The 22,687-nt window shown below is 60.2% G+C and carries 26 protein-coding genes; 16 read left to right on the forward strand and 10 right to left on the reverse strand.

Annotated elements, in window-relative coordinates; translation table 11 throughout:
* Positions 1–188: 188 nt before the first annotated feature.
* Positions 189–989, forward strand: coding sequence for an FkbM family methyltransferase (locus ASE36_RS10960; protein ID WP_062611307.1), 801 nt, complete (start codon positions 189–191; stop codon positions 987–989).
* A gap of 21 nt (positions 990–1,010) precedes the next feature.
* On the opposite strand, the gene ASE36_RS10965 is transcribed toward ASE36_RS10960, so the two are convergent.
* A complete protein-coding gene (locus ASE36_RS10965) occupies positions 1,011–1,475 on the reverse strand; it encodes an Lrp/AsnC family transcriptional regulator (protein WP_062281240.1) in 465 nt (154 codons plus the stop codon).
* Positions 1,476–1,571: 96 nt separating this feature from the next.
* Positions 1,572–2,258 (reverse strand): class I SAM-dependent methyltransferase, encoded by a 687-nt coding sequence (locus ASE36_RS10970; protein ID WP_082511017.1) that lies wholly within the window; start codon positions 2,256–2,258, stop codon positions 1,572–1,574.
* A 353-nt stretch (positions 2,259–2,611) separates the two neighbouring features.
* Here ASE36_RS10970 and trxB point away from each other — a divergent pair, with 353 nt between their 5' ends.
* The 4 genes from trxB (at position 2,612) to ASE36_RS10990 (ending at position 6,323) form a co-directional block, all read left to right on the forward strand.
* The gene (trxB, locus tag ASE36_RS10975; protein ID WP_062279209.1) at positions 2,612–3,589 is read left to right on the forward strand and encodes a thioredoxin-disulfide reductase; all 978 of its coding nucleotides are present in this window, start codon (positions 2,612–2,614) and stop codon (positions 3,587–3,589) included.
* A 20-nt stretch (positions 3,590–3,609) separates the two neighbouring features.
* Positions 3,610–4,506: a LysR family transcriptional regulator VtlR gene (locus ASE36_RS10980; protein ID WP_062279212.1), complete on the forward strand. Its 897-nt coding sequence runs from the start codon at positions 3,610–3,612 to the stop codon at positions 4,504–4,506.
* A gap of 360 nt (positions 4,507–4,866) precedes the next feature.
* Entirely contained in the window at positions 4,867–5,160 is a 294-nt protein-coding gene (locus ASE36_RS10985; RefSeq protein ID WP_062279215.1) for an ArsR/SmtB family transcription factor, read from the forward strand.
* A 62-nt stretch (positions 5,161–5,222) separates the two neighbouring features.
* The gene (locus ASE36_RS10990) at positions 5,223–6,323 is read left to right on the forward strand and encodes an alkene reductase (protein WP_062279217.1); all 1,101 of its coding nucleotides are present in this window, start codon (positions 5,223–5,225) and stop codon (positions 6,321–6,323) included.
* A gap of 63 nt (positions 6,324–6,386) precedes the next feature.
* Here the strand turns inward: ASE36_RS10990 and ASE36_RS10995 are convergent, their stop codons facing one another.
* Positions 6,387–6,779, reverse strand: coding sequence for a DUF6220 domain-containing protein (locus tag ASE36_RS10995; protein ID WP_062279219.1), 393 nt, complete (start codon positions 6,777–6,779; stop codon positions 6,387–6,389).
* Positions 6,776–7,798 carry an NAD(P)H-binding protein gene (locus ASE36_RS11000; protein WP_062281243.1) on the reverse strand — a complete coding sequence of 341 codons (1,023 nt, stop codon included), beginning with the start codon at positions 7,796–7,798 and terminating at the stop codon, positions 6,776–6,778. Before ASE36_RS11000 ends, ASE36_RS10995 begins: the two co-directional genes overlap by 4 nt.
* A 103-nt stretch (positions 7,799–7,901) precedes the next feature.
* On the opposite strand from ASE36_RS11000, the gene ASE36_RS11005 reads away from it, so the two are divergent.
* Entirely contained in the window at positions 7,902–8,822 is a 921-nt protein-coding gene (locus ASE36_RS11005) for a LysR family transcriptional regulator (RefSeq protein WP_062279221.1), read from the forward strand.
* 41 nt (positions 8,823–8,863) lie between these two features.
* Here the strand turns inward: ASE36_RS11005 and ASE36_RS11010 are convergent, their stop codons facing one another.
* Positions 8,864–9,133: a DUF2188 domain-containing protein gene (locus ASE36_RS11010; RefSeq protein ID WP_062279223.1), complete on the reverse strand. Its 270-nt coding sequence runs from the start codon at positions 9,131–9,133 to the stop codon at positions 8,864–8,866.
* Positions 9,134–9,263: 130 nt separating this feature from the next.
* Between ASE36_RS11010 and ASE36_RS11015 the strand changes: the two genes are divergently transcribed.
* The 3 genes from ASE36_RS11015 (at position 9,264) to ASE36_RS11025 (ending at position 13,222) form a co-directional block, all read left to right on the forward strand.
* Complete coding sequence (locus tag ASE36_RS11015) at positions 9,264–10,436, forward strand: calcium:proton antiporter (protein WP_062279226.1); 1,173 nt, start codon at positions 9,264–9,266, stop codon at positions 10,434–10,436.
* A gap of 180 nt (positions 10,437–10,616) precedes the next feature.
* A complete protein-coding gene (locus ASE36_RS11020; RefSeq protein ID WP_062279228.1) occupies positions 10,617–11,822 on the forward strand; it encodes an OpgC family protein in 1,206 nt (401 codons plus the stop codon).
* 173 nt (positions 11,823–11,995) lie between these two features.
* Positions 11,996–13,222 carry a PQQ-dependent sugar dehydrogenase gene (locus ASE36_RS11025; protein ID WP_062279231.1) on the forward strand — a complete coding sequence of 409 codons (1,227 nt, stop codon included), beginning with the start codon at positions 11,996–11,998 and terminating at the stop codon, positions 13,220–13,222.
* A 29-nt stretch (positions 13,223–13,251) separates the two neighbouring features.
* On the opposite strand, the gene ASE36_RS11030 is transcribed toward ASE36_RS11025, so the two are convergent.
* The 3 genes from ASE36_RS11030 to ASE36_RS11040 all read right to left on the reverse strand — a co-directional run bounded on the left by ASE36_RS11030 (position 13,252) and on the right by ASE36_RS11040 (position 15,235).
* Complete coding sequence (locus ASE36_RS11030) at positions 13,252–13,641, reverse strand: type II toxin-antitoxin system VapC family toxin (RefSeq protein ID WP_062279233.1); 390 nt, start codon at positions 13,639–13,641, stop codon at positions 13,252–13,254.
* On the reverse strand, positions 13,641–13,928 hold the full coding sequence (locus ASE36_RS11035; protein WP_062279236.1) for a type II toxin-antitoxin system Phd/YefM family antitoxin: 288 nt from the start codon (positions 13,926–13,928) through the stop codon (positions 13,641–13,643). The genes ASE36_RS11030 and ASE36_RS11035 overlap by 1 nt, the downstream gene beginning before the upstream one ends.
* 104 nt (positions 13,929–14,032) lie before the next feature.
* Positions 14,033–15,235: a pyridoxal phosphate-dependent aminotransferase gene (locus ASE36_RS11040; RefSeq protein WP_062279238.1), complete on the reverse strand. Its 1,203-nt coding sequence runs from the start codon at positions 15,233–15,235 to the stop codon at positions 14,033–14,035.
* 267 nt (positions 15,236–15,502) lie between these two features.
* On the opposite strand from ASE36_RS11040, the gene ASE36_RS11045 reads away from it, so the two are divergent.
* The 4 genes from ASE36_RS11045 to ASE36_RS11060 all read left to right on the forward strand — a co-directional run bounded on the left by ASE36_RS11045 (position 15,503) and on the right by ASE36_RS11060 (position 18,756).
* Entirely contained in the window at positions 15,503–15,931 is a 429-nt protein-coding gene (locus ASE36_RS11045) for a hypothetical protein (RefSeq protein ID WP_062611309.1), read from the forward strand.
* Between the two features lie 56 nt (positions 15,932–15,987).
* Complete coding sequence (locus ASE36_RS11050; RefSeq protein ID WP_062279242.1) at positions 15,988–17,274, forward strand: NAD(P)/FAD-dependent oxidoreductase; 1,287 nt, start codon at positions 15,988–15,990, stop codon at positions 17,272–17,274.
* Between the two features lie 660 nt (positions 17,275–17,934).
* Complete coding sequence (locus ASE36_RS11055) at positions 17,935–18,150, forward strand: cold-shock protein (protein WP_006725577.1); 216 nt, start codon at positions 17,935–17,937, stop codon at positions 18,148–18,150.
* 201 nt (positions 18,151–18,351) lie between these two features.
* On the forward strand, positions 18,352–18,756 hold the full coding sequence (locus ASE36_RS11060) for a BA14K family protein (RefSeq protein WP_413813660.1): 405 nt from the start codon (positions 18,352–18,354) through the stop codon (positions 18,754–18,756).
* Positions 18,757–18,816: 60 nt separating this feature from the next.
* On the opposite strand, the gene ASE36_RS11065 is transcribed toward ASE36_RS11060, so the two are convergent.
* Together ASE36_RS11065 and ASE36_RS22590 are read right to left on the reverse strand one after the other, a co-directional pair.
* On the reverse strand, positions 18,817–19,461 hold the full coding sequence (locus ASE36_RS11065; protein ID WP_062279249.1) for an MBL fold metallo-hydrolase: 645 nt from the start codon (positions 19,459–19,461) through the stop codon (positions 18,817–18,819).
* A 71-nt stretch (positions 19,462–19,532) separates the two neighbouring features.
* Positions 19,533–19,697: a hypothetical protein gene (locus ASE36_RS22590; protein ID WP_156378635.1), complete on the reverse strand. Its 165-nt coding sequence runs from the start codon at positions 19,695–19,697 to the stop codon at positions 19,533–19,535.
* A 305-nt stretch (positions 19,698–20,002) separates the two neighbouring features.
* Between ASE36_RS22590 and ASE36_RS11070 the strand changes: the two genes are divergently transcribed.
* From ASE36_RS11070 to ASE36_RS11080, 3 genes are read left to right on the forward strand one after another with little or no spacing between them, the layout of a single operon-like run.
* A complete protein-coding gene (locus ASE36_RS11070) occupies positions 20,003–20,515 on the forward strand; it encodes a MarR family winged helix-turn-helix transcriptional regulator (protein ID WP_062279251.1) in 513 nt (170 codons plus the stop codon).
* Between the two features lie 4 nt (positions 20,516–20,519).
* Positions 20,520–21,221 (forward strand): response regulator, encoded by a 702-nt coding sequence (locus ASE36_RS11075; RefSeq protein WP_062279253.1) that lies wholly within the window; start codon positions 20,520–20,522, stop codon positions 21,219–21,221.
* Between the two features lie 45 nt (positions 21,222–21,266).
* On the forward strand, positions 21,267–22,649 hold the full coding sequence (locus ASE36_RS11080; protein ID WP_062279256.1) for an ATP-binding protein: 1,383 nt from the start codon (positions 21,267–21,269) through the stop codon (positions 22,647–22,649).
* Positions 22,650–22,687 lie beyond the last annotated feature (38 nt).

A 22,687-nucleotide genomic window follows, 5' to 3' on the forward strand; every position in this document is an offset into this window, starting at 1 on the left:
GTCTTTCAACGCTTCCGATACAGTGCCCGACATCGCCCGTCGATAGGCCCACTCAGATTTAGCCGCTCTCAACGAGGAAAACAGGGAGGCTCTCAACCGGGCAACAATTCACGGGGATGCTATGCCAGGAGTCTGGCACTCCCCTATGCACCATGGTACCGACAGCACACTTGGCTAAGGAACGAGATATGCTGAACCTATCAGAGCGCCTCCCCGCAAATGTTTTCTGCGAACTGATCAACATACGGAACAAACTTCGCGGAAAGAAACACCGACTGTCTGTGACCGAACAAGGCAGCGTCTACCGCGTATCGGACGGCGAACATCAACTTTACATCTGCCGACGCAACCGGCACAACCGTTCCAAGCGGGGCGTGATAGCCGGCATAGAGGAATTGGCCCGCCACTACCATCTGGATCTTCTGAATTTGGGGCCAAGCGACTTGCTGATAGACTGCGGCGCGAATATTGGCGAACTTGGCGCTTGGGCTCGTGTACATGGCCTCCGCTATGAAGCATTCGAGCCGGAGGCGCTTGAAGCGCGTTGCGTGGATCTCAACGCTTTCGGCGGAGCACCGAAGACACGCCGCCATGCTCTTTGGAACGTCGACACCACCCTCAGATTTTTCCGCAAACCAGGCACCGCCGATGGCTCGCTGATCGAGTTTAACGAATACGAAGACGTGGTGGAGATGCCTGCGAAGCGTCTGGATCATTTGGACATTGATGTGTCGGGCAGCAGGCGCGTAGTGCTGAAAATCGAGGCTGAAGGTGCCGAACCAGAGGTGTTGGAAGGCGCCACTGGGATTTTAGCGAATGTGGACTATGTGACGATCGACTGTGGTTTCGAACGAGGCAAAGAACGGGCCGACACGTTTGCAGCCACCAATACCTTCCTGGCGGATCAGGGGTTCCGAATGATGAAGCCAAATTTCAAGAGGATGATAATGCTTTACTGCAACATGGATCGGGTCTCGCAAGTGAAGTGAACCGTCGCGATCTGACTACGCTCAAACCTCCAACAACCCAACCTTCTTCACCTGTCGGATCGTCAGCATGGTTCTGACCGTATCCACATGCTCGTTTGCCGTCAGCACTTCTATGACGAAGTCCTGAAACTTCGTTAGGTTCTCTGCCACGCAATGCAGGAGAAAGTCGCTGTCTCCATTGACCATCCAGGCTTGTCGGACGATCGACCAGTTGTCCGTGGCCGCCGCGAAATCCTTGAGGTTGGCCTCGGACTGGTGCTTGAGCCCCACCATGCAGAAGGCAACTAGATCATAACCGAGTTTGCTGGCATTGAGCACAGCGTGATAGCTCTCGACCACGCCAGCCTCTTCGAGTTTCCGCACCCGCCGAAGACAGGGCGGGGCGGAAATGCCTACACGTTCTGCCAGCGCGACATTGGTTATGCGGCCATCTAGCTGCAATTCGCGTAGAATTTTCAGATCTATTGCATCAAGTTCAACGCGCATGGCCATCGCCGCTTTACCCTGCTGGAGTGCTCCAGCCCCTTGTGTATGTTAGTCATTGCCGTCGGTGAGTGCATTTATGGCGGGACAATGGGCGAACTAGGTTTTCTTCAGGATCGCCATGTAATTTATCGGCATGCCGCGTGACGTGTAGCGATGCCGGATGTCGGCAAGTCGCGCCAAAGGCGACATTAACCGCGCCAACAGACCGAACAACTGAAATACGACGAGCAAGAGAAGTCCTCCTACACCACCACCGAAGCCCGCGGTAGAACGTGGGAAGTGACTACGCATGTAGCGCAGTTGATGGGCCACGGTACCCATGAAGCCTTCGAGCCACCGGATCTCGTTTGTGTGAAAGCCTGATTGTTCAAAGAGATACATTAAGCCGAATTGTGTATAACGGTAAAAGTCGTAGGGCTTTTCGTGTTCTTGATAATAGAGCGGAGCCGAAAAAAACATGACTCCACCCGGTTTCAGCACGCGATTCAGCTCTTTCAGCACCAACTTGGGCTCAGGTAGATGTTCCATCACCTGAGTAAAAACCACCGCATCAAATCGGCCGTCTTCGACAGGTATGGAACGCAGGTCGCATACATACGTGCTTGGTTTATACGCTTTATCGACCTGCTCGAAATCTGCGGTTTCGTAACGCTGCTGTGAAAATTTCGAAGCATATTTCTGTGATCCGGCTCCGGCATCTAGGACAAGACATCCAGGTGGAAGCGATTTGCCGAACGCTTCGAGTTCACGATCAAGCCAAACCCGGCTGGCATTCAGACCCATATCATTCCCCTTCAAGCCAAGGCCATGTGCACTAGTCCCAGATGAGTGTATTGCTGCATTCACTCGCGAATTCCAGCCGGCCTAACGCAATAGCTGGGGACATCGAGCCGAAATATCGGACAGATCCGCGTTGAAGAAGTCTCTTCGCTAACCGCTGGAAACGACCTTATGCCGATTTGCGGCAACTGCAGATTTCTTCAGCGGATGTTTTGCGGGGCACGTGACCACCTGATTTTTCGCTCGGTGCACTTGAAAAACTAACCTGTCGATCCCTAAACTACCCCGAAGCCTCGAAACTCTAATAGTCGCCCGGTCGCACAGAACGACACGCCATCCGGGCTAAGGAATACGACATGACCGCCCGCCACACCAAGGTGCTGATCATCGGCTCCGGCCCCGCCGGATACACTGCTGCCATCTATGCCGCCCGCGCCATGCTGAAGCCGGTGCTGATTGCCGGTATGGAACAGGGTGGCCAGTTGATGATCACCACGGATGTGGAGAATTATCCGGGTTTTGCCGATCCAATCCAAGGCCCCTGGCTGATGGAGCAGATGCTCAACCAGGCGATCCATGTCGGCACCGAGATCGTCAGCGATCTCGTGACCGAAGTCGACACCGTCAACCGCCCCTTCACGGTCAAGACCGACAGCGGCCAGGTCTGGACAGCCGAGACGTTGATCATCTGCACGGGTGCCAAGGCCAAGTGGCTCGGCATCGAAAGCGAACAGCATTTCCAGGGCTTTGGCGTCTCGGCTTGCGCCACCTGCGATGGCTTCTTCTATCGCAACAAGGACGTGATCGTCGTCGGCGGCGGCAATTCGGCTGTCGAAGAGGCGCTCTATCTCTCGCATATCTGCAAGTCGGTGACCGTCGTGCATCGCCGCGACAGTTTCCGCTCGGAAAAAATCCTGCAGGAGCGCCTGTTCGCCAAGGAGAACATCCGCGTCCTCTGGAACACCACCGTCGAAGAAATCACCGGCGCAGCGGCCAAGCCGCCGATGCCGCCCTCTGTTTCGGGTGTGAAGCTAAAGGATCAACTGACCGGCGCCGTGACTGACATGCCGATCGACGGTGTCTTCGTCGCCATCGGCCATGCCCCGGCAGTCGAACTGTTCAAGGGCAAGCTGAAGCTCAAGTCAAACGGCTATCTCTGGACAGCCCCTGATTCGACGGCAACCGATGTGCCGGGCATTTTTGCCGCCGGTGACGTTACCGACGACGTCTACCGCCAAGCGATCACGGCCGCCGGCATGGGCTGCATGGCAGCGCTCGAAGCCGAGCGTTATCTGACGGCCCTGTCCATCCCCGCCCAGCAAGCGGCGGAGTAGAGGCCATGAGAGGGGGCGGCATGCCGCTGGACTGGGACAAACTGCGCATTTTCCACTCTGCCGCGGAAGCAGGCTCCTTCACCCATGCCGCCGACAAGCTGCATCTGTCCCAGTCGGCAATCAGCCGCCAGGTCTCGTCGCTGGAACAGGATATCGGCGTCAAGCTCTTCCACCGCCATGCCCGCGGCCTGATCCTCACCGAACAGGGCGAATTGCTGTACCGCACTGCCCACGACGTTCTATTGAAGCTGCAGACCGTGAAGATGCAGCTGACGGAAACGACGGAAAAGCCCTCTGGCAAACTGCGCGTGACGACCACGGTTGGCCTCGGCCAGGGCTGGCTTACGGACAAGGTGCAGGAATTTCTGCAACTCTATCCGGAAATGTCGATCCAGCTCATCCTCGACAACGAGGAACTGGACGTGAACATGCGCCATGCCGACTGCGCCATTCGCCTGCGCCAGCCGCAACAGTCGGATCTCATCCAGCGCAAGCTCTTCACCGTGCATATGCATGTCTATGCAGCCCCCTCTTACATCAATCGCTATGGCGAGCCACAGTCGATCGAGGATCTCGACAATCACAAGATCATCTCGTTCGGCGAGCCCGCACCAAACTATCTGCTCGACGTCAACTGGCTGGAAACGGCAGGCCGTTCGTCCGACAATGCCCGAATGCCGCACCTGCAGATCAACAGCCAGACGTCGATCAAGCGCGCCTGTTTGCTGGGCATCGGCATAGCCATGCTGCCGGACTATATCGTCGGACGTGATCCGGGACTTTTACAGCTCGCCATCCCGGCAGATATCCCGTCCTTCGATACATATTTCTGCTATCCAGACGAGATCAAGAACGCCGCAAAGCTCAAGGCATTCCGGGATTTCATCGTCGCGAAAGCGCGCAACTGGAACTTCTGAGGGCTGCCACCTCGGTGGAAATTGTATGCTTGGCGCACCGACCTGCGCTCACCGCATGCCTGACATGCATAAAAAAGCATTGTTCACTGCACAAAAAACCACCATATCGCACACGGCTGATGCACATGGTGGCTTTTTCCTCCCAGTTCCACCGCAGCAGCTGTTCCCCTCTGGAGGTTTTAACCTTCACAATTTAAAGGGCCCTGGTTTTCCAGTGGCCCTCTTTTTTTGCCTTTTGTCCGGAACAAAATCGACCCTGCGGCATTGGGGGCGTAAGGCGGAACTATCGCCGCGTCCCGATAAATGGAATGCGCGTCGAACTTCTGCCCCTGTCGATAAGCCGAGTTTACTGGAGGGGTCATGTACCTAGAGGACGTGATGAAGGCGCTGGCGCATCCTGCGCGCATGGAAATGTTGATCTGGCTCAAGGAACCCAACCAATATTTTGGTGTTCCCAAGGATGAGGCTGGAGAAGGCATCAGCGCCGGGCAATTCGAACGCTCGGGGCTATCTCAGTCTGCCGTCTCGGCCCATCTGGCGACCTTGCAGCGCGCCGGCCTTATCAGCTCAAAACGCGTTGGCCAGCGGGTCCTGTATCGGCGCGAGGAAGACACCATCAAGGAATTCATCAAGACCTTGAACGGAATGCTCTGACCACCCACATGCTTGGTTCCCGGCGACCAATCCTCCCCCGCCGGAAACGCTCAAGAGGTTTCATGTCCAAGCTCTTTGAACCGACGACCGTCGGCCGTATTTCCGTGGCAAACCGTGTTGCCATGGCTCCCCTCACGCGTAACCGTTCGCCGGGCGCTGTTCCCAATGACCTGAACGTCGAATACTATCGCCAGCGGGCCGGTGCCGGCCTCATCGTCAGCGAAGGCACGGCCATCAGCCACCAAGGTCAGGGTTATGCGGATGTGCCAGGCCTCTACCTGCCGGAAGCCATTGAAGGCTGGAAAAAGGTCACCGCTGCGGTTCATGCCGCCGGCGGCAAGATTGTGACGCAGCTCTGGCATGTCGGCCGCATCTCGCACACCTCGCTTCAGCCGGATGGCGGCAAGCCAGTCGCACCGTCTGCCATCGCAGCGAAGTCCAAGACATATATCCTGAACGCCTATGGCTCCGGCGCCTTTGCCGAAACCTCAGAGCCGCGCGCTCTGGAGCTCTCGGAAATCCCCGGCTTGATCGAGGATTACCGCAAGGCGGCCCGTGCCGCGATTGAGGCCGGTTTCGACGGTGTCGAGATCCATGCGGCCAACGGCTATCTGCTTGAGCAGTTCATGCGCTCGAACAGCAACCAGCGCAGCGATGCCTATGGTGGTTCGATCGAAAACCGCATTCGCCTGACGGTCGAAGTGGTTGATGCCATCGTCAAGGAGATCGGCGCTGACCGCACCGGCATCCGCATTTCCCCGACGACGCCGGCCAACGACGTTTCGGACCCGGATCCGGCCGCCGTCTACACGGCCCTGGTGAAAAAGCTCGCAGGCTTCGACCTCGCCTTCATCCATGTTATCGAAGGGGCCACGGGCGGCCCGCGCGATGTCCTGCCCTTCGACTGGAAGGCGCTGAAGGCCGCTTACCGCGCAAAGGGCGGCAAGGGCACCTGGATGGTCAACAATGGGTATGATAGGGCGGCCGCCATGGAAGCGGTCGACAGCGGTTATGCCGATGTCGTCGCCTTCGGACGCCCCTTCATCGCTAATCCGGACCTCGTCCGCCGGCTGAAGGAAGACGCAGCCTGGAACGAGCTGGAGACGGCCACGCTCTATGGCGGCGGAGCCCAGGGCTACACGACCTATCCGGCGCTCGCCTGATTCCAATCCCATAAGCAAGTCGCGCCCTCGCACTCGATGCGAGGGCTCTTTATTCTGCCGAACTCACCCGCGCGAAAACCGGGCCTTGGTTATCCCCATCGCCACGTCGGCCATGATCAGCCCATTGAGCGGATGCAGCGCTCCTAAAAGGGGAAAGCCGGCCCCCAGCCCCGCCAGAGTCACCTGCAGAAGGTAGACCACCGTGAGCACGCCCACATCCCGGCGAAAACGGTGAAGGCCAGGGATGGCGAGCGCCAGCCCCAGCATGCCGAGCACAGGAACCGACAGCAGCCCACCGGACAAGCCATGCAATCCCCAGGCGTCGGCCGCGCCGAAGATCGACATACCGGCCAGCAGGAACTGACCGGCAATGCCGACCAGCGCCAGAACTGCGAAGCCGGAGAAAAGCCCGAAGGAGAGCCCGCGCCCCTGCTCGTGCACCAGCCCGGCCGTCATGCTGCACCGCCGGATATCAGGCGGTGCACACCGGCAGGCGTGGCACCCGAAGCCGGAAGGCAGCCGAGGCTTGCAAGCGTCGCCTTCACCGCTTCGTCAAGCGGCGTACGCGGCTCGGCGCCGAGATGGTCGACCAGCAGCTTGTTGTCGAGCCGGATCGTGCGCTTCCACAGGTATCGCATCTCATGCAGTTCCCGCAGAAGCGGCACGAAGGGCCGTGCAAGACCGGCGAGCCACCAGGGGAAGGACCAGACGCGGATCGACGGATTGCCGACCGCTCTGCCGATCGCCTTCGCCATCTGGGTGCCGTCGCTATCGAAGAAACCATCCATGTGAAAGCGGGCGAAGGCAGGCAACTGGTCCGCCGTGTCGAGAAGCTGCATGAAGGTTTCGGCCACATCCGGCAGATAAGCCCAGGCATGGCCAACACCCTTCCGCCCCGGATTGATGACGAAGCGCACCGGCTTGCCCGGCATCACCAGCCCCTGGGCAAACCAGTTGTTGCCGGCGTCGGGTCCGAAAAAATCGCCGGCGCGCACCAGGATCACGGAAAGGCCTTCTTCAGATGCCCGCTCCAACCGTCGCTCCAGCTCCACCCGAATCCCGCCCTTGATGCTGACAGGGGTCTGCGGGCTGTCTTCGAACAGAAGCGGAAAGGCGTCCGGCCCGTAATTGTAGATCGTACCCGGCATCAGGATGCGCGCACCAACGGCACGGGCAGCGGCAATCGTATTGTCGATCATCGGCAGCACCAGTTGCCCCCAATTGCGATAGCCGGGCGGATTGACGCCATGCACGATGAGGCTGACGCCCTTTGCGGCCCGCAAGACTTCATCGGCATTCATGGCGTCCCCCTTCACCCACTCATAGACCGGTCGCGCGACCATCTGGGCCGTCGGGTTGCGGTGCATGGCCCGCACCTTGTATCCGCGCGCCACCAAAGCTTGAGCAAGCGCGCCGCCAACACCGCCGGTGGCACCAAGAACAAGGGCTAAGGGGCGTGTGGCAATGGCATCCATCTGCGTCATGTCGGTCTCCTTCGGTTCTGGACTGGAGAGAAGATGTCACGTGACGGAGATATTCAAAATTGCCAAAGAATGTCGATCTGCTATACATATATGTATGGATATCGAAGAGATCAGCTGGGACCATTATAGAACCCTCCTCGCCGTGCTCGACACTGGATCGCTGTCGGCTGCCGCCCGCAGCCTCGGCCTGACCCAACCCACGGCAGGCCGCCATATCGAGGCGTTGGAACAGGCCTTCGGCGCGGCCCTCTTCCTGCGCGGCCCACAAGGCCTGCTGCCGACGGAGAAGGCGCGCGCCATGCATGGTCACGCGCGATCGATGGCCGCCATGTCGGCGTCCCTCGCCCGCATCGCGTCTGGAGATATGGACGGTGTGCGCGGCACTGTGCGCGTCAGCGCCAGCGAGGTCATTGCCATCGAAGCATTGCCGAAGATCCTCGCCGAGCTGCAAGACCGCCATCCGGGTCTTGAGATCGAACTCTCCGCCTCCGATACTGTCGAAGACCTCTTGAACCAGGAAGCGGATATCGCGGTGCGCATGACGACGCCGCGGCAAAACGCGCTTCTCAGCCGCCACATCGGCCGGCTTCCAATGGGGTTCTTCGCCCATCGGCGCTATCTGGAGAAGTATGGCCAGCCGACTGACCTTCCCGGATTGTCGAACCACCGCCTGATCGGCTTTGACCGCCAGCTCGCCTATATCCGCGAAATCCTGAAGGACAATCCCGTCGTGGCCGATCTGCGTTTCCAGTTCCGAGCCGACAGCAATCTTGCTCAACTCGCGGCCATTCGCGCCGGCATTGGCATCGGCGTCTGTCAGGTCGCGCTTGGTCGCACTGATCCTGACCTTGTTGAGGTCTTGCCCGGCCGGATCGATCTCGGCCTCGAGACCTATGTGGTGATGCACGAAAGCCTGAAGACCACGCCGCGCTACCGCACAACCTTTGACGCTCTTGTGGCGGGACTATTCGATTTTGCAGGCCGACGGGGCGGTGGCGCTGCGGCCGAAGCGTGACGCGATGAACCGGGTTGGCCGCGGTTCAAGCGGCAGCCGTCTCAGGCCGGCGGGGCAGACGTCTCAACGAAGGCGTCGACAACCTCGATTTCCGGCCGGTCGCCGCCGTCGCTATACTCTTCGCGCCAGCGCCCGTTTTCATCCTGATAGCTGATCGTCACCGGCTCGTCGCCAACCTGCTGTTCGGCAACGACAATGCGCACGGCCTCCATCGCCTGATCATGGGTCGCGAACGCTTCCGAATAAACGCCGCCAAGCCGATAGGCCCAGCCGCCGTCATGAGGAACGATCTCGTAGATGATCTTCACCATGGCCTTCTCCTCCTCGGCTGAAGCGATTATTCCATCAAATCGGCCAGGGCGCAAATCTGTGACGACGCCATCTTGCCAAGGGAACACGCGCGTGTTCCACCCGTTACATGGAACAAAGGGGACCTCTTCCATGATCTCAGCGCTGAAGCAGGAAAGACTTCTGCTCATTCCGATCCTGTTGGGCATCGCCGCCTGGTTTGGCGAGCATGCGCTGCTGGAGCACGGGCAGGTCGCTTCGCTCGCAGGCGCCGCAATCCTGATCGCGGCCATCGTCGTCGGCTCGATGCGGGTAGCCCATCACGCCGAAGTTCTGGCACACAAGGTAGGCGACCCCTATGGCACGATGATCCTCACCCTCTCCGCCGTCGCGGTAGAGGTGATCATTCTTGCCATCATGATGAACAAGGGTGGCTCCCCGACGCTGGTGCGTGACACCATCTATTCGGCGGTCATGCTGGATATCAACGGTATCCTGGGTCTCGCCGCCCTGATTGGCGGCCTGAAACACGGCGAACAGCCCTATAACGACGATAGCGGCAAGACCTATGGCGTCATGATCCTGACCGCCATGGGCATTTCCATGGTCGTCCCGGAATTCATCCCCACCGATCGCTGGCAGTATTATTCCGTCTTCACCATCTTTGCCATGCTGGCCCTTTACGGCCTCTTCCTGCGCATGCAGGTGGGCACCCACAGCTACTTCTTCTCCTACAGCTATCCGAACCGGGCCGCCGAAAAGCAGACCAAGCCCAAGCCCGCCACAGCTGGCCAAGGCAAACGCCGTGGCCAAGGTCCCGCCAGCGCCATTCCCAATCCCGGACGAGCAAAAACTGCCGAACGGGCCGAACCCTCCGCGCTCTGGTCGATCGGCGTCATCCTCTTCGGTGTCGTGCTGATCGGCGTGCTTGCCGAAGTCATGTCGGTGCTGATGGACGCTGGCCTCGAAGGAACCGGCGCCCCGGTCGCTCTCAGCGCCATTCTCGTTGCCGCGATCTCGGCTGCTCCGGAAATCCTGACCGCATTGCGCGCCGCCTTGCGCAACCGCATGCAGGCCACGATCAACATCGCCATGGGCGCGTCACTGTCGACGGTCATTCTGACGGTCCCGGTGATGGAAGGCATTGCCCTCTACACAGGCCAGCCTTTCGTCATGGCCATGACCCCGGTACAGACGACAATGGTCGCCATCACCCTCATCGCGGCTGCCATCAATCTGAACGATGGCGAGACTAATGCCATTGAAGGCATGACCCATTTTGTCCTCTTCGCCACCTTCATCATGCTCGCCTTCCTAGGCCTGTGATTCGCTGCGTGCAGTGCACGCGGCCTTCACGTCGAGGTGACTCCAAGCTCGGAACTTTTGTGGAAAGTTTCCGTTCACCCCGCACGGATCGGCCCCTTCGGCCCTTCCGCCGCATTGTCAACACGATGCGGTTGAAGATCGCCCCCCGTCGGGTTCCGGGGGCTAACGCGGGAGTCGAACGTGAAAAGATTGGACGTCATTGATGGCATGCGAGGCTATTTCCTCGTCTTCATGCTGATCAACCACATGGTGTTTGCCGGCGGGCTCTGGCTCGTGGAGATCAACCACCGAAACCTCGCCTTTGTCGAAGACGCTCAAGGTTTCGTCTTCCTCTCCGGCCTGCTGACCGGCATGGTCTACGCCCGCAAGATGATGAAAGACGGCTATCAGGTTGGTCGCGACCGCATCTGGTCGCGGGCGCTGGAGCTCTACCGCTATGCCATGGGCGTGGTGCTGGTCATCCTCGTGCTGCAGCTTCTGCTGCCGGGTGCTGTCCAGGCCTGGCAGAACTGGCTCGGGACGGTGAGCCTCAAGGATCCGGCGTCGCTGGCCCCTGTCGCCGCCTTCCTGGTCCAGCCGACCTTCATGGACATCCTGCCGCAATACATCGCCTACATGGTCTTTGCGCCGATCGTCATCTGGTTCTGCCTGCGCGGCCAGTGGCTCGGCGTTGCGATCGCCTCGCTCTTGGTCTGGCTTGCCGCCCAACTCGGCCTCCACCGAATCGTAACCTATCCGCTCAACGCCTGGCTTGCCGGTGCGCCGGACAAGGAAGGCCTGCGCGTCTCCTTCAACCTGATGGGCTGGCAGATCGTCTTCTTCGCCGGCATCATCGCCGGCACCTTGACCTCGATGGGCAAGATCGAGTGGCAGAAGGTTTTCGACCCCAAGCGTACGACACTTGCCTGGACCGCCCTTGCCATCACGATCTTCTTCCTGCCGCTGCGCATCACCACCGCCCACGGCCTGATGCCCGGCTTCGTGCTGGAGAAATTCGGCTTGATGGAGGTGCGAGCCGACTTCGGTCCGGTTTATCTGATCAATTTTGCAGCCGTTGCCTATGGCATCGCCTGGATCCTAATCGCTGGCCCGCGCCATCACAGCCCGCTGATCCAGAAGTTGGCATCCGGCCTTACCAGCCTCTTCACGCTCAACTTCCTGCAGTTGCTCGGCCGCCACTCGTTGCAGATCTATGTCTGGCACGTGCTGATCGTCTACATGGTCTATTACATCGACGGGAACACGCCGGAACTGTCGCAACTGACCAAGACAGCGATCACGGTGGCAGCCCTTGGTGTGCTTGCCCTCCCCGCGCTCTGGCGGGACCGTGAGCGCCTCTTCGCCAATGCGCCGATCCTCGGCCCCTGGGTGAAGACAGCGGCCTGATCAAGCAAAGTCTGAAAGCGGGGCCGAAAGGTCCCGCTTTTTTGATCCCGATGATCCAACCTCCGGATCACTCGCTGATGAACCAATTTTGATGACGCCTGGACTGTCGATTGGGAGCTTCGCGCCCACATCAACGTTGACCCCCGAATGTTGATGAAGACCAGGAGATAGCCATGAACCGCCTGCCCCTCATTCTCGCCGGCACCATGTTGTCAGCAACCATCGTTGCCCTGCCCGTGCAAGCGCAGCAGGCGGGCACGCCGGCCGAGACGCAGTCGCCAAATGCGCCAACCCAGCAGCCGGCCTTCGAGGGACAGACGCGCGCGCCGCAACCGTCGCAGCGCATCGAGATCAAGACGGAAGTGGTGGCGGAAGGCCTGCCCCACCTCTGGGCGATGGAGTTCCTGCCCGACGGCCGCATGCTGGTGACCGCCAAGGCCGGCGCCATGCACATCATTGGCACTGACGGCAAGGCCGGCCCTCAAATCGCCAATGTCCCTGAAGTCCTTGCCAATGGCCAGGGTGGCCTGCTCGACGTGGCGCTGGCTCCTGACTACGAAACCTCGGGTATGATCTTCTTCTCCTTCTCTGAGCCTCGCGAGGACGGCAACGGCACCTCCGTCGCCTCCGCACGCCTCGTCCCCGACGATCAGGGTGGCGGCACGCTTGAGGACGTCAGCGTCATTTTCCGCCAGATGCCGAGCTATGACGGCAACAAGCATTTCGGCTCCCGTCTCGCCTTCGGTCCTCAGGGCGAACTATACGTCACGGTTGGCGAGCGCTCCGACGCAGAGCCGCGCGTCCAGGCCCAGGACCTTGCAAGCGGCCTCGGCAAAATCTTCCGCATCACCGAGATGGGTCAGCCCTTTGAAGGCAATCCCTTCACAGGGCAGGACAATGCTCAGCCGGAGATCTGGTCGCTCGGCCACCGCAACCTCCAATCCGCGACGATCGACGGCCAGGGGCGTCTCTGGACCGTGGAACACGGCCCAAAGGGCGGTGACGAACTGAACCGCCCCGAAGCCGGCAAGAATTATGGTTGGCCAGAAGTCACCTATGGCGTCGAGTACAGTGGCAAGGCGGTCGGCAACGGCGTCACCCAAATGGCCGACACCGAACAGCCGGTCTATTACTGGGACCCAGTCATCGCGCCCTCGGGCATGGCCTATTACAATGCGGAAGCGATCCCCGAATGGAAAGGCGCCTTCCTCTTCGGCGGCCTCGTCAGCCAAGGTGTCGTCGTCCTGCATATGGAAAACGACCGCGTGAAGCATGAGGAACGCGTCGACCTCGACGCCCGCATCCGCGACGTCAAAGTCGGCCCGGATGGCGCGGTCTATGCCGTCACCGAACAACGCGGCGGCGGCGAGTCGACAATCGTCAAGCTGACAAAGGCTTGAATTGGGCCTAGCCGCCTCTGGCCTCCAGATCAGGTGCGGAAGGCCAAGGGATGGTCGACGAGAGCGCGATCCACTGTCACCAGACGCAAGCCTTCGACATGGCATTGGGCAAGCAGCAGCCGATCGAACGGGTCCCGTGTCGGAGGTTCTGGGTCAAGCGGATGGAGCACATGGGCCACTTCGATGCCCAAGATCTCCAAGCTGCCCGACCTCAGGTTTGCCGGGATCTCCGGCAATGGAATGCCTGTTTCTAACTTGCCAAGCCTGTTTTTGATCGCGATCTCCCAAAGGGTCGCAACGCTCACGAAGCCGCTTACATCGCCAGCAGCGAAACGCTTGCTAATCGCTGGGAACTGCTGGTCGAAATCCCGCCTCAGGAGCGCGAGAACGATATGGGTGTCGAGCAGCAGACGCGGCACTAGGGAAGCGGCCTCAGGAGAAAGTCTTCAGGCAGCGGATCATCGAAGTCATCTGCAATATATGGAACGGCGTCCTCGACACCAATCGAACGTAGGTGTGCCTGCATCGCTTCCCAATCGATCCCACCCTTTTTCGGCTTCGTCTCTACCTCGCCCGACCCCGCATGCGGCACAAGATCAAGCACCGGTTTTCCGTCCCTCGTCACGGTTACGACTTCGCCCTGCTCGACCGCGTGGGCAAGCGTGTCCAGATCGCGAATGGCTTCCTGCAGACTGACGGTTTTCATGCAACCGACATTACCACAAGCGCTCGCCCCCCTCAACAAAGCCGGAAAACGCGAAAAGGGCCCGTCTTTCGACGAGCCCTCCGACAGCCGATAAAGCCCGCCGCTTACTTCAGTGAAGCACAGAAGCGCTGGATGCGGCTGCAGGCCTCCTCCAGCTTGGCGTTCGATGTCGCGTAGGAGACGCGGAAGTTCGGGCCGAGACCGAAGGACGAGCCGTGAACGGTCGCCACACCTTCGGTCGCCAGCAGTTCCATGACGAAATCCTCGTCATTGGCAATCACCTTGCCCGACGGGGCGGTCTTGCCGATCAGGGCAGCGCAGGACGGATAGACGTAGAACGCGCCTTCCGGCTTCGGGCACACGATGCCGGAGGCCTGGTTGAGCATGGAAACCACGAGGTCACGGCGCTCTTCGAAGGCCTTTTTCGATTCCGTGATGAAGTCCTGCGGGCCGTTCAACGCCTCGACGGCGGCCCACTGGGCAACCGAGCAGGCGCCCGAGGTCTGCTGGCCCTGGATCATGTCCATGGCCTTGATCAGCGGCAGCGGGCCGGCCGCATAGCCGATACGCCAGCCGGTCATCGCATAAGCCTTGGATACGCCGTTCATGGTGAGCGTGCGGTCATAGAGCGCCGGCTCGACCTGAGCGGGGGTGTAATAGACGAAGTCGCCGAAAACGAGGTGTTCATACATGTCGTCGGTCAGAACCCAAACATGCGGATGCTTCATCAAAACGTCGGTCAGCGCCTTCAGCTCGTCCTTGCTATAGGCAGCACCCGACGGGTTGGACGGCGAGTTGAACATGAACCACTTAGTCTTCGGCGTGATCGCCTTGTCCAGCTGCTCGGCCGTCAGCTTGAAATTGTTCTCGATCGTCGTTTCGACAAAAACCGGCGTGCCGCCGCAGAGCGCAATCATTTCCGGATAGGACACCCAGAACGGTGCCGGGATGACGACTTCATCTCCCGGATTGATCGTTGCCATGAAGGCGTTGAAAAGAATCTGCTTTCCGCCGGTGCCGACGATCACCTGCTCGGGCTTGTAGTCGAGACCGTTCTCGCGCTTGAACTTGTCGGCAATCGCCTTGCGCAGTTCTGGAATGCCGGCAACCGGCGTGTACTTCGTCTCACCGCGGGCGATCGCTGCAACGGCCGCATCCTTGATGTTCTGCGGCGTATCGAAGTCGGGCTCGCCGACGGAGAGCGAAATGACGTCTTTCCCCTGCGCTTTGAGCTCCCGGGCCATCTGCGTGACGGCGATGGTCGCGGAAGGCTTGATGCGGGATAGGGCGTCGGCAAGGAAAGCCATGAGGGTGTGTCCTGAGCTGATTGAACATCGACCCCGGTCCCCGGGGCCTCAGGTCCAAGCTCTATGGCGAAAGAGCCCCGGCCTTTCAAGCGGAAAGCATCGTCAACGCGCGAAGAATCGCGTCACCATGGCAATCCCCCTCCCCGGCTTCGCTGCCGTCACCTCACAGGAATATGAGCGCGAACCGGAATGGCCACAATTCCGTCTCGCTCCTGTCCAGAAATGCGCGTTCCATCCGGCATCCGAGAGCAAGAGCGAGGATCCGCCATGCCCCTTCAAGACCTCGACGCAAAAGTGCCATCCCGCCCCACCCGGCTCCGCTTCCGAATGGGAATCGTTGCAGCCCTTTTGATCGGCACTGCTTCGGTCGGCATCGCCAATCCGCAGATGGTCCCGCGCGAGCCTGTCGCGAGCACAACGGAGGACACAGCGCACTCCGCCCCGCTTCCTCCCAGCCGCGAGGTCACCTCAAGCATCGGCTTGATGACCACGCCGGCCCTCAACGCGCGGCACACGTTGGGAACCAGCTCGCTTCCCACGCCCGAGCGAAAAGTGCTGATCCTCCTGCTCGGTCTCTGTTTTGTCGTCATGGCTTTCGGGGGCTATGGGCTCTGGCGCCGCAGTCTTGAAGATCTGGTCCAGGCAAAGGAGCCACGCCATAACCACCCCGGACCCGGCAAAAGAAACAAAAATTGATATCTATGTAGTTTCGTATATATAATATCCTCCAGCAACACTGGGAGGTATCTACTATGCATAGGATTGCGGTCTTGGGCGCCGGTCTCGGCGGCAGCATTATGGCTTACGAACTGCGCGACCGTCTCGGCAAGGAAGCCGAGATCCACCTGATCAACAAGGGCGCGACCTATTCCTTCGTCCCGTCCAACCCCTGGGTGGCTGTCGGCTGGCGAGGGCGCGAAGAGATCGAGGTCGACCTGCGCCCTGCCTGCGCCAAACGCAACATCACGCTGCATCCGCAAGGCGCGTTTCGCCTGCAGGCATCCGAAAGCCGGATCGACATGGCTGACGGTACCTCGCTCCCTTACGATTATCTGGTGATCGCAACGGGACCCGAACTGGCCTTCGATGAAATCGAGGGGTTCGGGCCACACGGCCATACCCAGTCCGTCTGCCACATCGATCATGCGCTTGCAGCCAAGGAGGCATTCGACAGACTCGTTGCCAATCCCGGACCTGTCGTCATCGGCGCCGTCCAGGGCGCCTCCTGCTTCGGCCCCGCCTATGAGTTTGCCTTCATTCTCGACAAGGCACTCCGCGATGCCAAGGTGCGCGACCGCGTGCCGATGACCTTCGTCACGTCGGAACCCTATATCGGCCATCTCGGGCTCGACGGCGTCGGGGACACTAAAGGCCTCCTCGAGAGCGCGCTTCGCTCCAAGCACATCAAATGGGTGACCAATGCCCGCGTGAAGAAGTTCGATGCGGACAAGGTGACGGCCGAAGAAATGAATGACGACGGCACGGTGAAGGCCACGCACGAGATCGCCAGCGCCTATACGATGATGCTGCCTGCCTTTCGCGGCGTATCTGCCATTCGCGACATTGAGGGTCTGACCAATCCGCGTGGTTTCATCCTCGCCGACAAGCACCAGCAGAACCCCACCTTCCCCAATATCTTTTCGGTCGGCGTCTGCGTCGCCATTCCGCCGTTCGGGAAGACCGCAGTCGCGGTCGGTGTGCCGAAGACCGGCTTCATGATCGAATCCATGGTGACGGCCACCGCCCACAACATCGCCGCCCTCATCCATGGTGAGAAACCCGATGCCCAGGGCACCTGGAACGCCGTCTGCCTCGCCGATTTCGGCGATGGGGGCATCGCCTTCGTCGCGCAGCCACAATTGCCGCCCCGCAACGTCAACTGGTCGTCACAGGGCAAATGGGTCCATGCCGCCAAGATCGGCTTTGAAAAATACTTCCTCTACAAGGTGAAGCTTGGCAAGTCGGAGCCGTTTTACGAGAAGCTGGCTCTGCAGGCCTTGGGCATCGACAAACTGAAGGCTGTCACCTTCGATACCTGACAGCCTCAACCCGCTGCATCAAGACCGCAGACGTAGTCGCGCATGCCCCAAGCGTGCCGCGACGACGATTTTCTGTGCTCTTCGCGATAGCACAACGGCTATCGGGCCCCGCTCACCGCTTGAGCGGCTGAAATCTACGTGATTGATCAGCCATTTTCGGTGGGAATTGCACACATCCTGCGGATTTTCTCCGCCATGCGATCGCGGACGACCCTATGCCGCACGCAAAATTTTCAACCGAAAAAATCCGTGATCGCATGCATATTTTTCGCGATCTGCATCGCAGGCGATGCAAATTTTCACGCGACGCCGAAATCGACGCCTCGCACGGGTTCATTTTCGGCTGCGGGCACTGGGAATGCGGGGATCTCGCGCTTCGAACCGACAAAACTTTCGCTTGCCAATTAACCACAAACCAAGCACTCTTCCGCTGTTCGGGCAAATTTGCGAGCATGGGAAGACCTATAAACAGATGCGCGCCGGGGACGCTATAACAACCCTGGGCGGACAACATTGGGACCTGTAGCAACGTCCTGGTATTGTCTGCGGTAACAAGGCCCCTTTCCTCACATTTCGACAAATGCCTGTCGCGCACCCGCAAGCGGGTAACATTGTAATGCTGCCCCGCCGAATACGGGCAGAGAGAAAAGGACCTGACGCATGGCCGAGACTGGCACTGTAAAATTTTTCAACACCGACAAGGGCTTTGGCTTCATCAAGCCCGATAATGGCGGTGCGGACATCTTCGTTCACATCTCCGCTGTACAGGCTTCGGGCCTTTCGGGACTGACCGAGAACCAGAAGGTCAGCTTTGATACGGAACCCGATCGCCGTGGCAAAGGCCCCAAGGCCGTAAACCTGCAGATCTCCGGCTGATTTCAAACAGCCGGCTTAGTCTACAAAATTACGGCCCGGCATCCATGCCGGGTTTTTTCATTCAGCTTGCGTTCAGCCGATCGGCTCTAGGCTTCTTCCATAGCGTGATGCTTCAAACAGCACCGCCCTTTTCGAGGAAACGAAGCCATGATGAAATTCGCGCAACATGCATTCCTTGCGGCCGCAGTCACCCTGGTGCCCATGGCGGCAGCGACCCAGGCCGAAGCCGGCGACCGCTACTATCGCCATCACCGCCACAATGATGCCCTGGCGCTCGGCGCGCTTGGTTTGGCGACCGGCGTGATCGTGGGCTCCGTTCTGGCAAGCCCTCCGCCACAGCGCCGGGTCTATGTCGATCAGGGCCCGGTCTCCGTTTACGACGACCAGGATTACTATGTCGACGATTATCCGCCGCCGCCGCCACGCCGCCCGGTTTATCGCGCTCAGCCGGTCTACCAGCCGCGCCCCGTCTACCAGTCCTATAATCTGGAACCCTGGACCGGCGCTTGGTACGAATACTGCTCGCAGCGTTACCGGAGCTTCAACTCGCGCACCGGCACCTATATCGGCTATGACGGCCAGTCGCATTTCTGCACGGCCGGCTGAACATGGGACAGAAACAAAGGAAAAGCCCCTCGCGGGGCTTTTCTGCTGTCTGGAGATCAGTCACAGCCCCTGTATGAACGGGTTGCTGCGGCGCTCGTCGCCGATCCGGCTCCCCGGCCCGTGGCCGCAGATGAAGCCGACGTCGTCACCCAGCGGCAGAACCTTGTCGCGGATCGAAGTCATCAGCGTCTCGTGGTTGCCGCCTGGCAGGTCCGTGCGTCCGACGGAGCCGTTGAAGAGAACGTCGCCCAGATGCGCAAACTTCTGGCCCCGATTGAAATAGATGACATGACCCGGCGCATGACCCGGGCAGTGATAGACCTCGAACTCATGCGTCCCGAACGACACCCGGTCTCCGTCCTCCAGCCATTGGTCGGGGGTGACACTGCGCAAACCGGCAATGCCATAGGTTGCCGCCTGTGTTTCGATCCGCTGCAGGAGCGGCAGGTCGTCCTTGTGCGGTCCGATGATCGAGAGCCCCGTGCGCTCTTTCAACTCGGCGGCACCGCCGGCATGGTCGAGATGCCCATGGGTCAACCAGATGGCCTTCAGATCGATCCGGTTCTCCGCGATGACCTCCAGGATGACATCCACGTCACCGCCCGGATCGACGATCACGCCCTCGCGCGTCTCGTCATCAAACAGGATCGTGCAATTCTGCTGGAACGGAGTGACGGGGATGATGCCCGCTTGAACCTGACCCATGACGCTGCCTTCCTTCTCATGTAGACGGCGAGCGACTTAGCATGCCCGATCTGCCAGAGGAATGCTTGTCATCACCGGCTAAGGCCGTAGACCTGGGCAACAGGGCTTGCCGGCAACATGGAGGCCTGGGCGACGAGAAAGCCGGCGACGACGATCTTCGTCGTGAAAACCAGAATGGCGAGCGGCTTGAGGCTCGGCTTGGGTGTCTCGGCTTCAACATGGCTGGGGCTGATCATAGTCTTATTCCTTCTCTCCGCCGGACAGTGTGTCCGACATCACTTGCCTGTGGCTGACGGTTCTCGTGCGGGCTTAACGACAGGCGGAGCCATAGGTTTCCAAGGAATGGTGAAACTGTGCGAAGATCGTAAAATTGTTGGAATTTTGCTACACTTGCGCATAGCTTTGCCGCCGAACGGCCAGAGCGCCGGCAATGACCTTAGGCCGGCTGATGACCCCATCGCATGGCCCATGAAACGAATGCATGCCGATATTGGGACGAGGTTGATCAGACCGGGTCTTCGGCACGGAAAGGAATGACAGCGTGGTTCGACAGTCTGCGACAAAGACTGCCAAGAAGGTTCTCCCGGATCTCACGGTGGTGGATGACAAGGCGATCGATTTCGAAACGATCGAAAGCCTCTTCTTCGCCTATCGCGACTTCGTCTCCGATCCGGATGCGATCCTCGCCAAGCTGGGTTACGGCCGCGCACATCACCGCGTCGTCCATTTCGTCAGCCGCCGTCCCGGCATGACGGTCGCAGACCTCCTCGGCATCCTGCAGATCACCAAGCAGAGCCTTGCCCGTGTGCTGAAGGAGCTGATCGACAGCGGCTATATCCGCCAGATGGCCGGTCCCGCCGACCGCCGCCAGCGCCGTCTCTACCCGACGCTTGCGGGTCGCGAATTGTCGCTTGCTTTGTCCGATCCCCAATCCCGCCGCATCGCCCGGGCCATGGAAGGCATGAGCCTAGAAGAACGCGATACCGTGCGCCGTTTCCTCAAGGGCATGCAGCAGCAGACGGTCGACGTCCCGCTTGAGGAAGAAGGAGCCTGACAACGTGCTGAAGAAGATCGTTCTGACGGATGATGCGCCCCACCTTCTGGTCGTTGACGACGACACCCGTATTCGCGACCTCCTCCATCGTTTCCTGTCGGAAAAGGGATTCCGCGTCTCGGTCGCGGCCGATGCGGCAGAAGCCCGCCGCAAGCTTGAAGGTCTGAGCTTCGACCTCCTGGTGCTCGACGTGATGATGCCGGGCGAAAGCGGGCTGTCGCTGACACAGAGCCTGTCGGACGAAAAGACGGTGCCGATCATCCTGCTCACCGCACGTTCGGAAGCCGACAGTCGCATCGCCGGCCTCGAAGCGGGTGCGGATGATTACCTCGCCAAGCCCTTCGATCCCCGAGAGCTCGTGCTGCGCATCAACAACATCCTCAAGCGCAATACCAATCCGGACGCGCCGAAGATCGAGCAGATCATGTTCGGCCCCTACACTTTTTCACTTCTGCGCAAGGAATTGCGCAAAGGCGCCGAGATCATCCGCCTGACCGACCGCGAGCAGGAAATCATGCTGCTCTTTGCCGCCCGCGCCGGCGACACCATCCCCCGCCACGAACTGGTAGGCAACGATGCGGAGGTCGGCGAGCGGACCATTGATGTCCAGATCAACCGGCTGCGCCGCAAGATCGAGGACGACCCGGCCAACCCTGTCTGGCTGCAGACCGTGCGCGGCATCGGCTATCGCCTGAGCATGGACTGAGCGGGAACGGAGCGACGCCATCTGGCGTCGAGGAAGCAGAACACGATGACGCCATTCGAGCAGATCCGGCGGGACCACGACCGCAGCCCGGCCACGGGCCTCAAGGGCTTGCTCCGCTGGATGCGGCACCGCTTGCCGACCGGTCTCTATGCTCGTTCGCTGCTGATCATCCTCCTGCCAATGCTGATCCTTCAGACCGTTGTCGCCTTCGTGTTCATGGAGCGTCACTGGCAATTGGTCACCGAGCGCCTGTCGGCAGCCGTCACGAGGGACATTGCAGCCGTCATCGAACTGCTTGAGCGCTATCCGACACCGCAAGACTTCGACAAGATCGTCGATGTCGCCGCAGATGACCTCAACCTGATCGTCACGCTGGAGCCAGGCACGGAGCTCCCCTCCCCGCGCCCTCGTCCCTTCTTCTCAATCCTGGACCAGATTCTCTCCGATGAGATCGCCCGAACCGTGAGGCGGCCGTTCTGGATCGACACCGTCGGCGACAGCGACACAGTCGAGATCCGCATCGTGGTCGATCAGGGCACGTTGCGCATCTTTGCCAGACGCAGTGCCGCCTACGCCTCCAACACGCACATCTTCCTCGTCTGGATGGTCTCGACCGCACTCGTCCTGATCGTCATCTCCATCCTCTTCCTGCGCGGGCAAATCCGGCCAATTCTCGCGCTGGCCAATGCTGCGGAGAGCTTCGGCAAAGGCCAGAAGGCACCGGAGGGCTTCTCCCCCCGTGGCGCCGACGAGGTCCGCCGCGCAGGCCTCGCCTTCATCCTGATGCGAGAGCGCATCGAGCGGCAGATGGAGCAGCGCACCGCCATGCTCGCCGGCGTGAGCCACGATCTGCGCACGATCCTTACGCGCTTCAGGCTGCAGCTGGCGCTCGCCGGCGACGGCCCCGAGCTGGAAAGCCTGAACCAGGACATCGACGACATGCAGAGCATGCTCGAAGGTTACCTCGATTTTGCCAAGGGCGAGGTCGAAGAAGATGTCGGCCGGCTCGACCTCGGCGAAGTCTTTGAAAAACTGAATGCCGATTTCACCCTGCACGGCAGGACGCTCGAATGGTCGATGGAGGGCGAGCGCACCGTCTCCGTGCGCCCCAATGCCTTCACCCGCCTTGTGACCAACCTCGCTTCGAACGCGCGGCGCTACGCCCGTACGCTGCGGATTGACGCGCGCCATACGGCAAAATGGCTGGTCATCTACTTCGACGATGACGGCCCCGGCATTCCCAAGGAATCGCGCGACGATGTCTTCAAGCCCTTCTTCAGGCTCGACGAGGCGCGCAATCTCGACGCCTCCGGCACCGGCCTCGGCCTCGCCATTGCCCGCGACATTGCCCGCAGCCATGGCGGCAACGTGACGCTCGACGAAAGCCCGCAGGGCGGATTGCGGGCGATCCTGCGCGTTCCAGTCTAAGTAACTGTTGTTAGGTGGAGAGGGTTGGACCGCCGGCT

The sequence above is a fragment of the Rhizobium sp. Root274 genome (assembly GCF_001429245.1).
In the GTDB taxonomy this organism is placed as follows: Bacteria; Pseudomonadota; Alphaproteobacteria; order Rhizobiales; family Rhizobiaceae; genus Allorhizobium.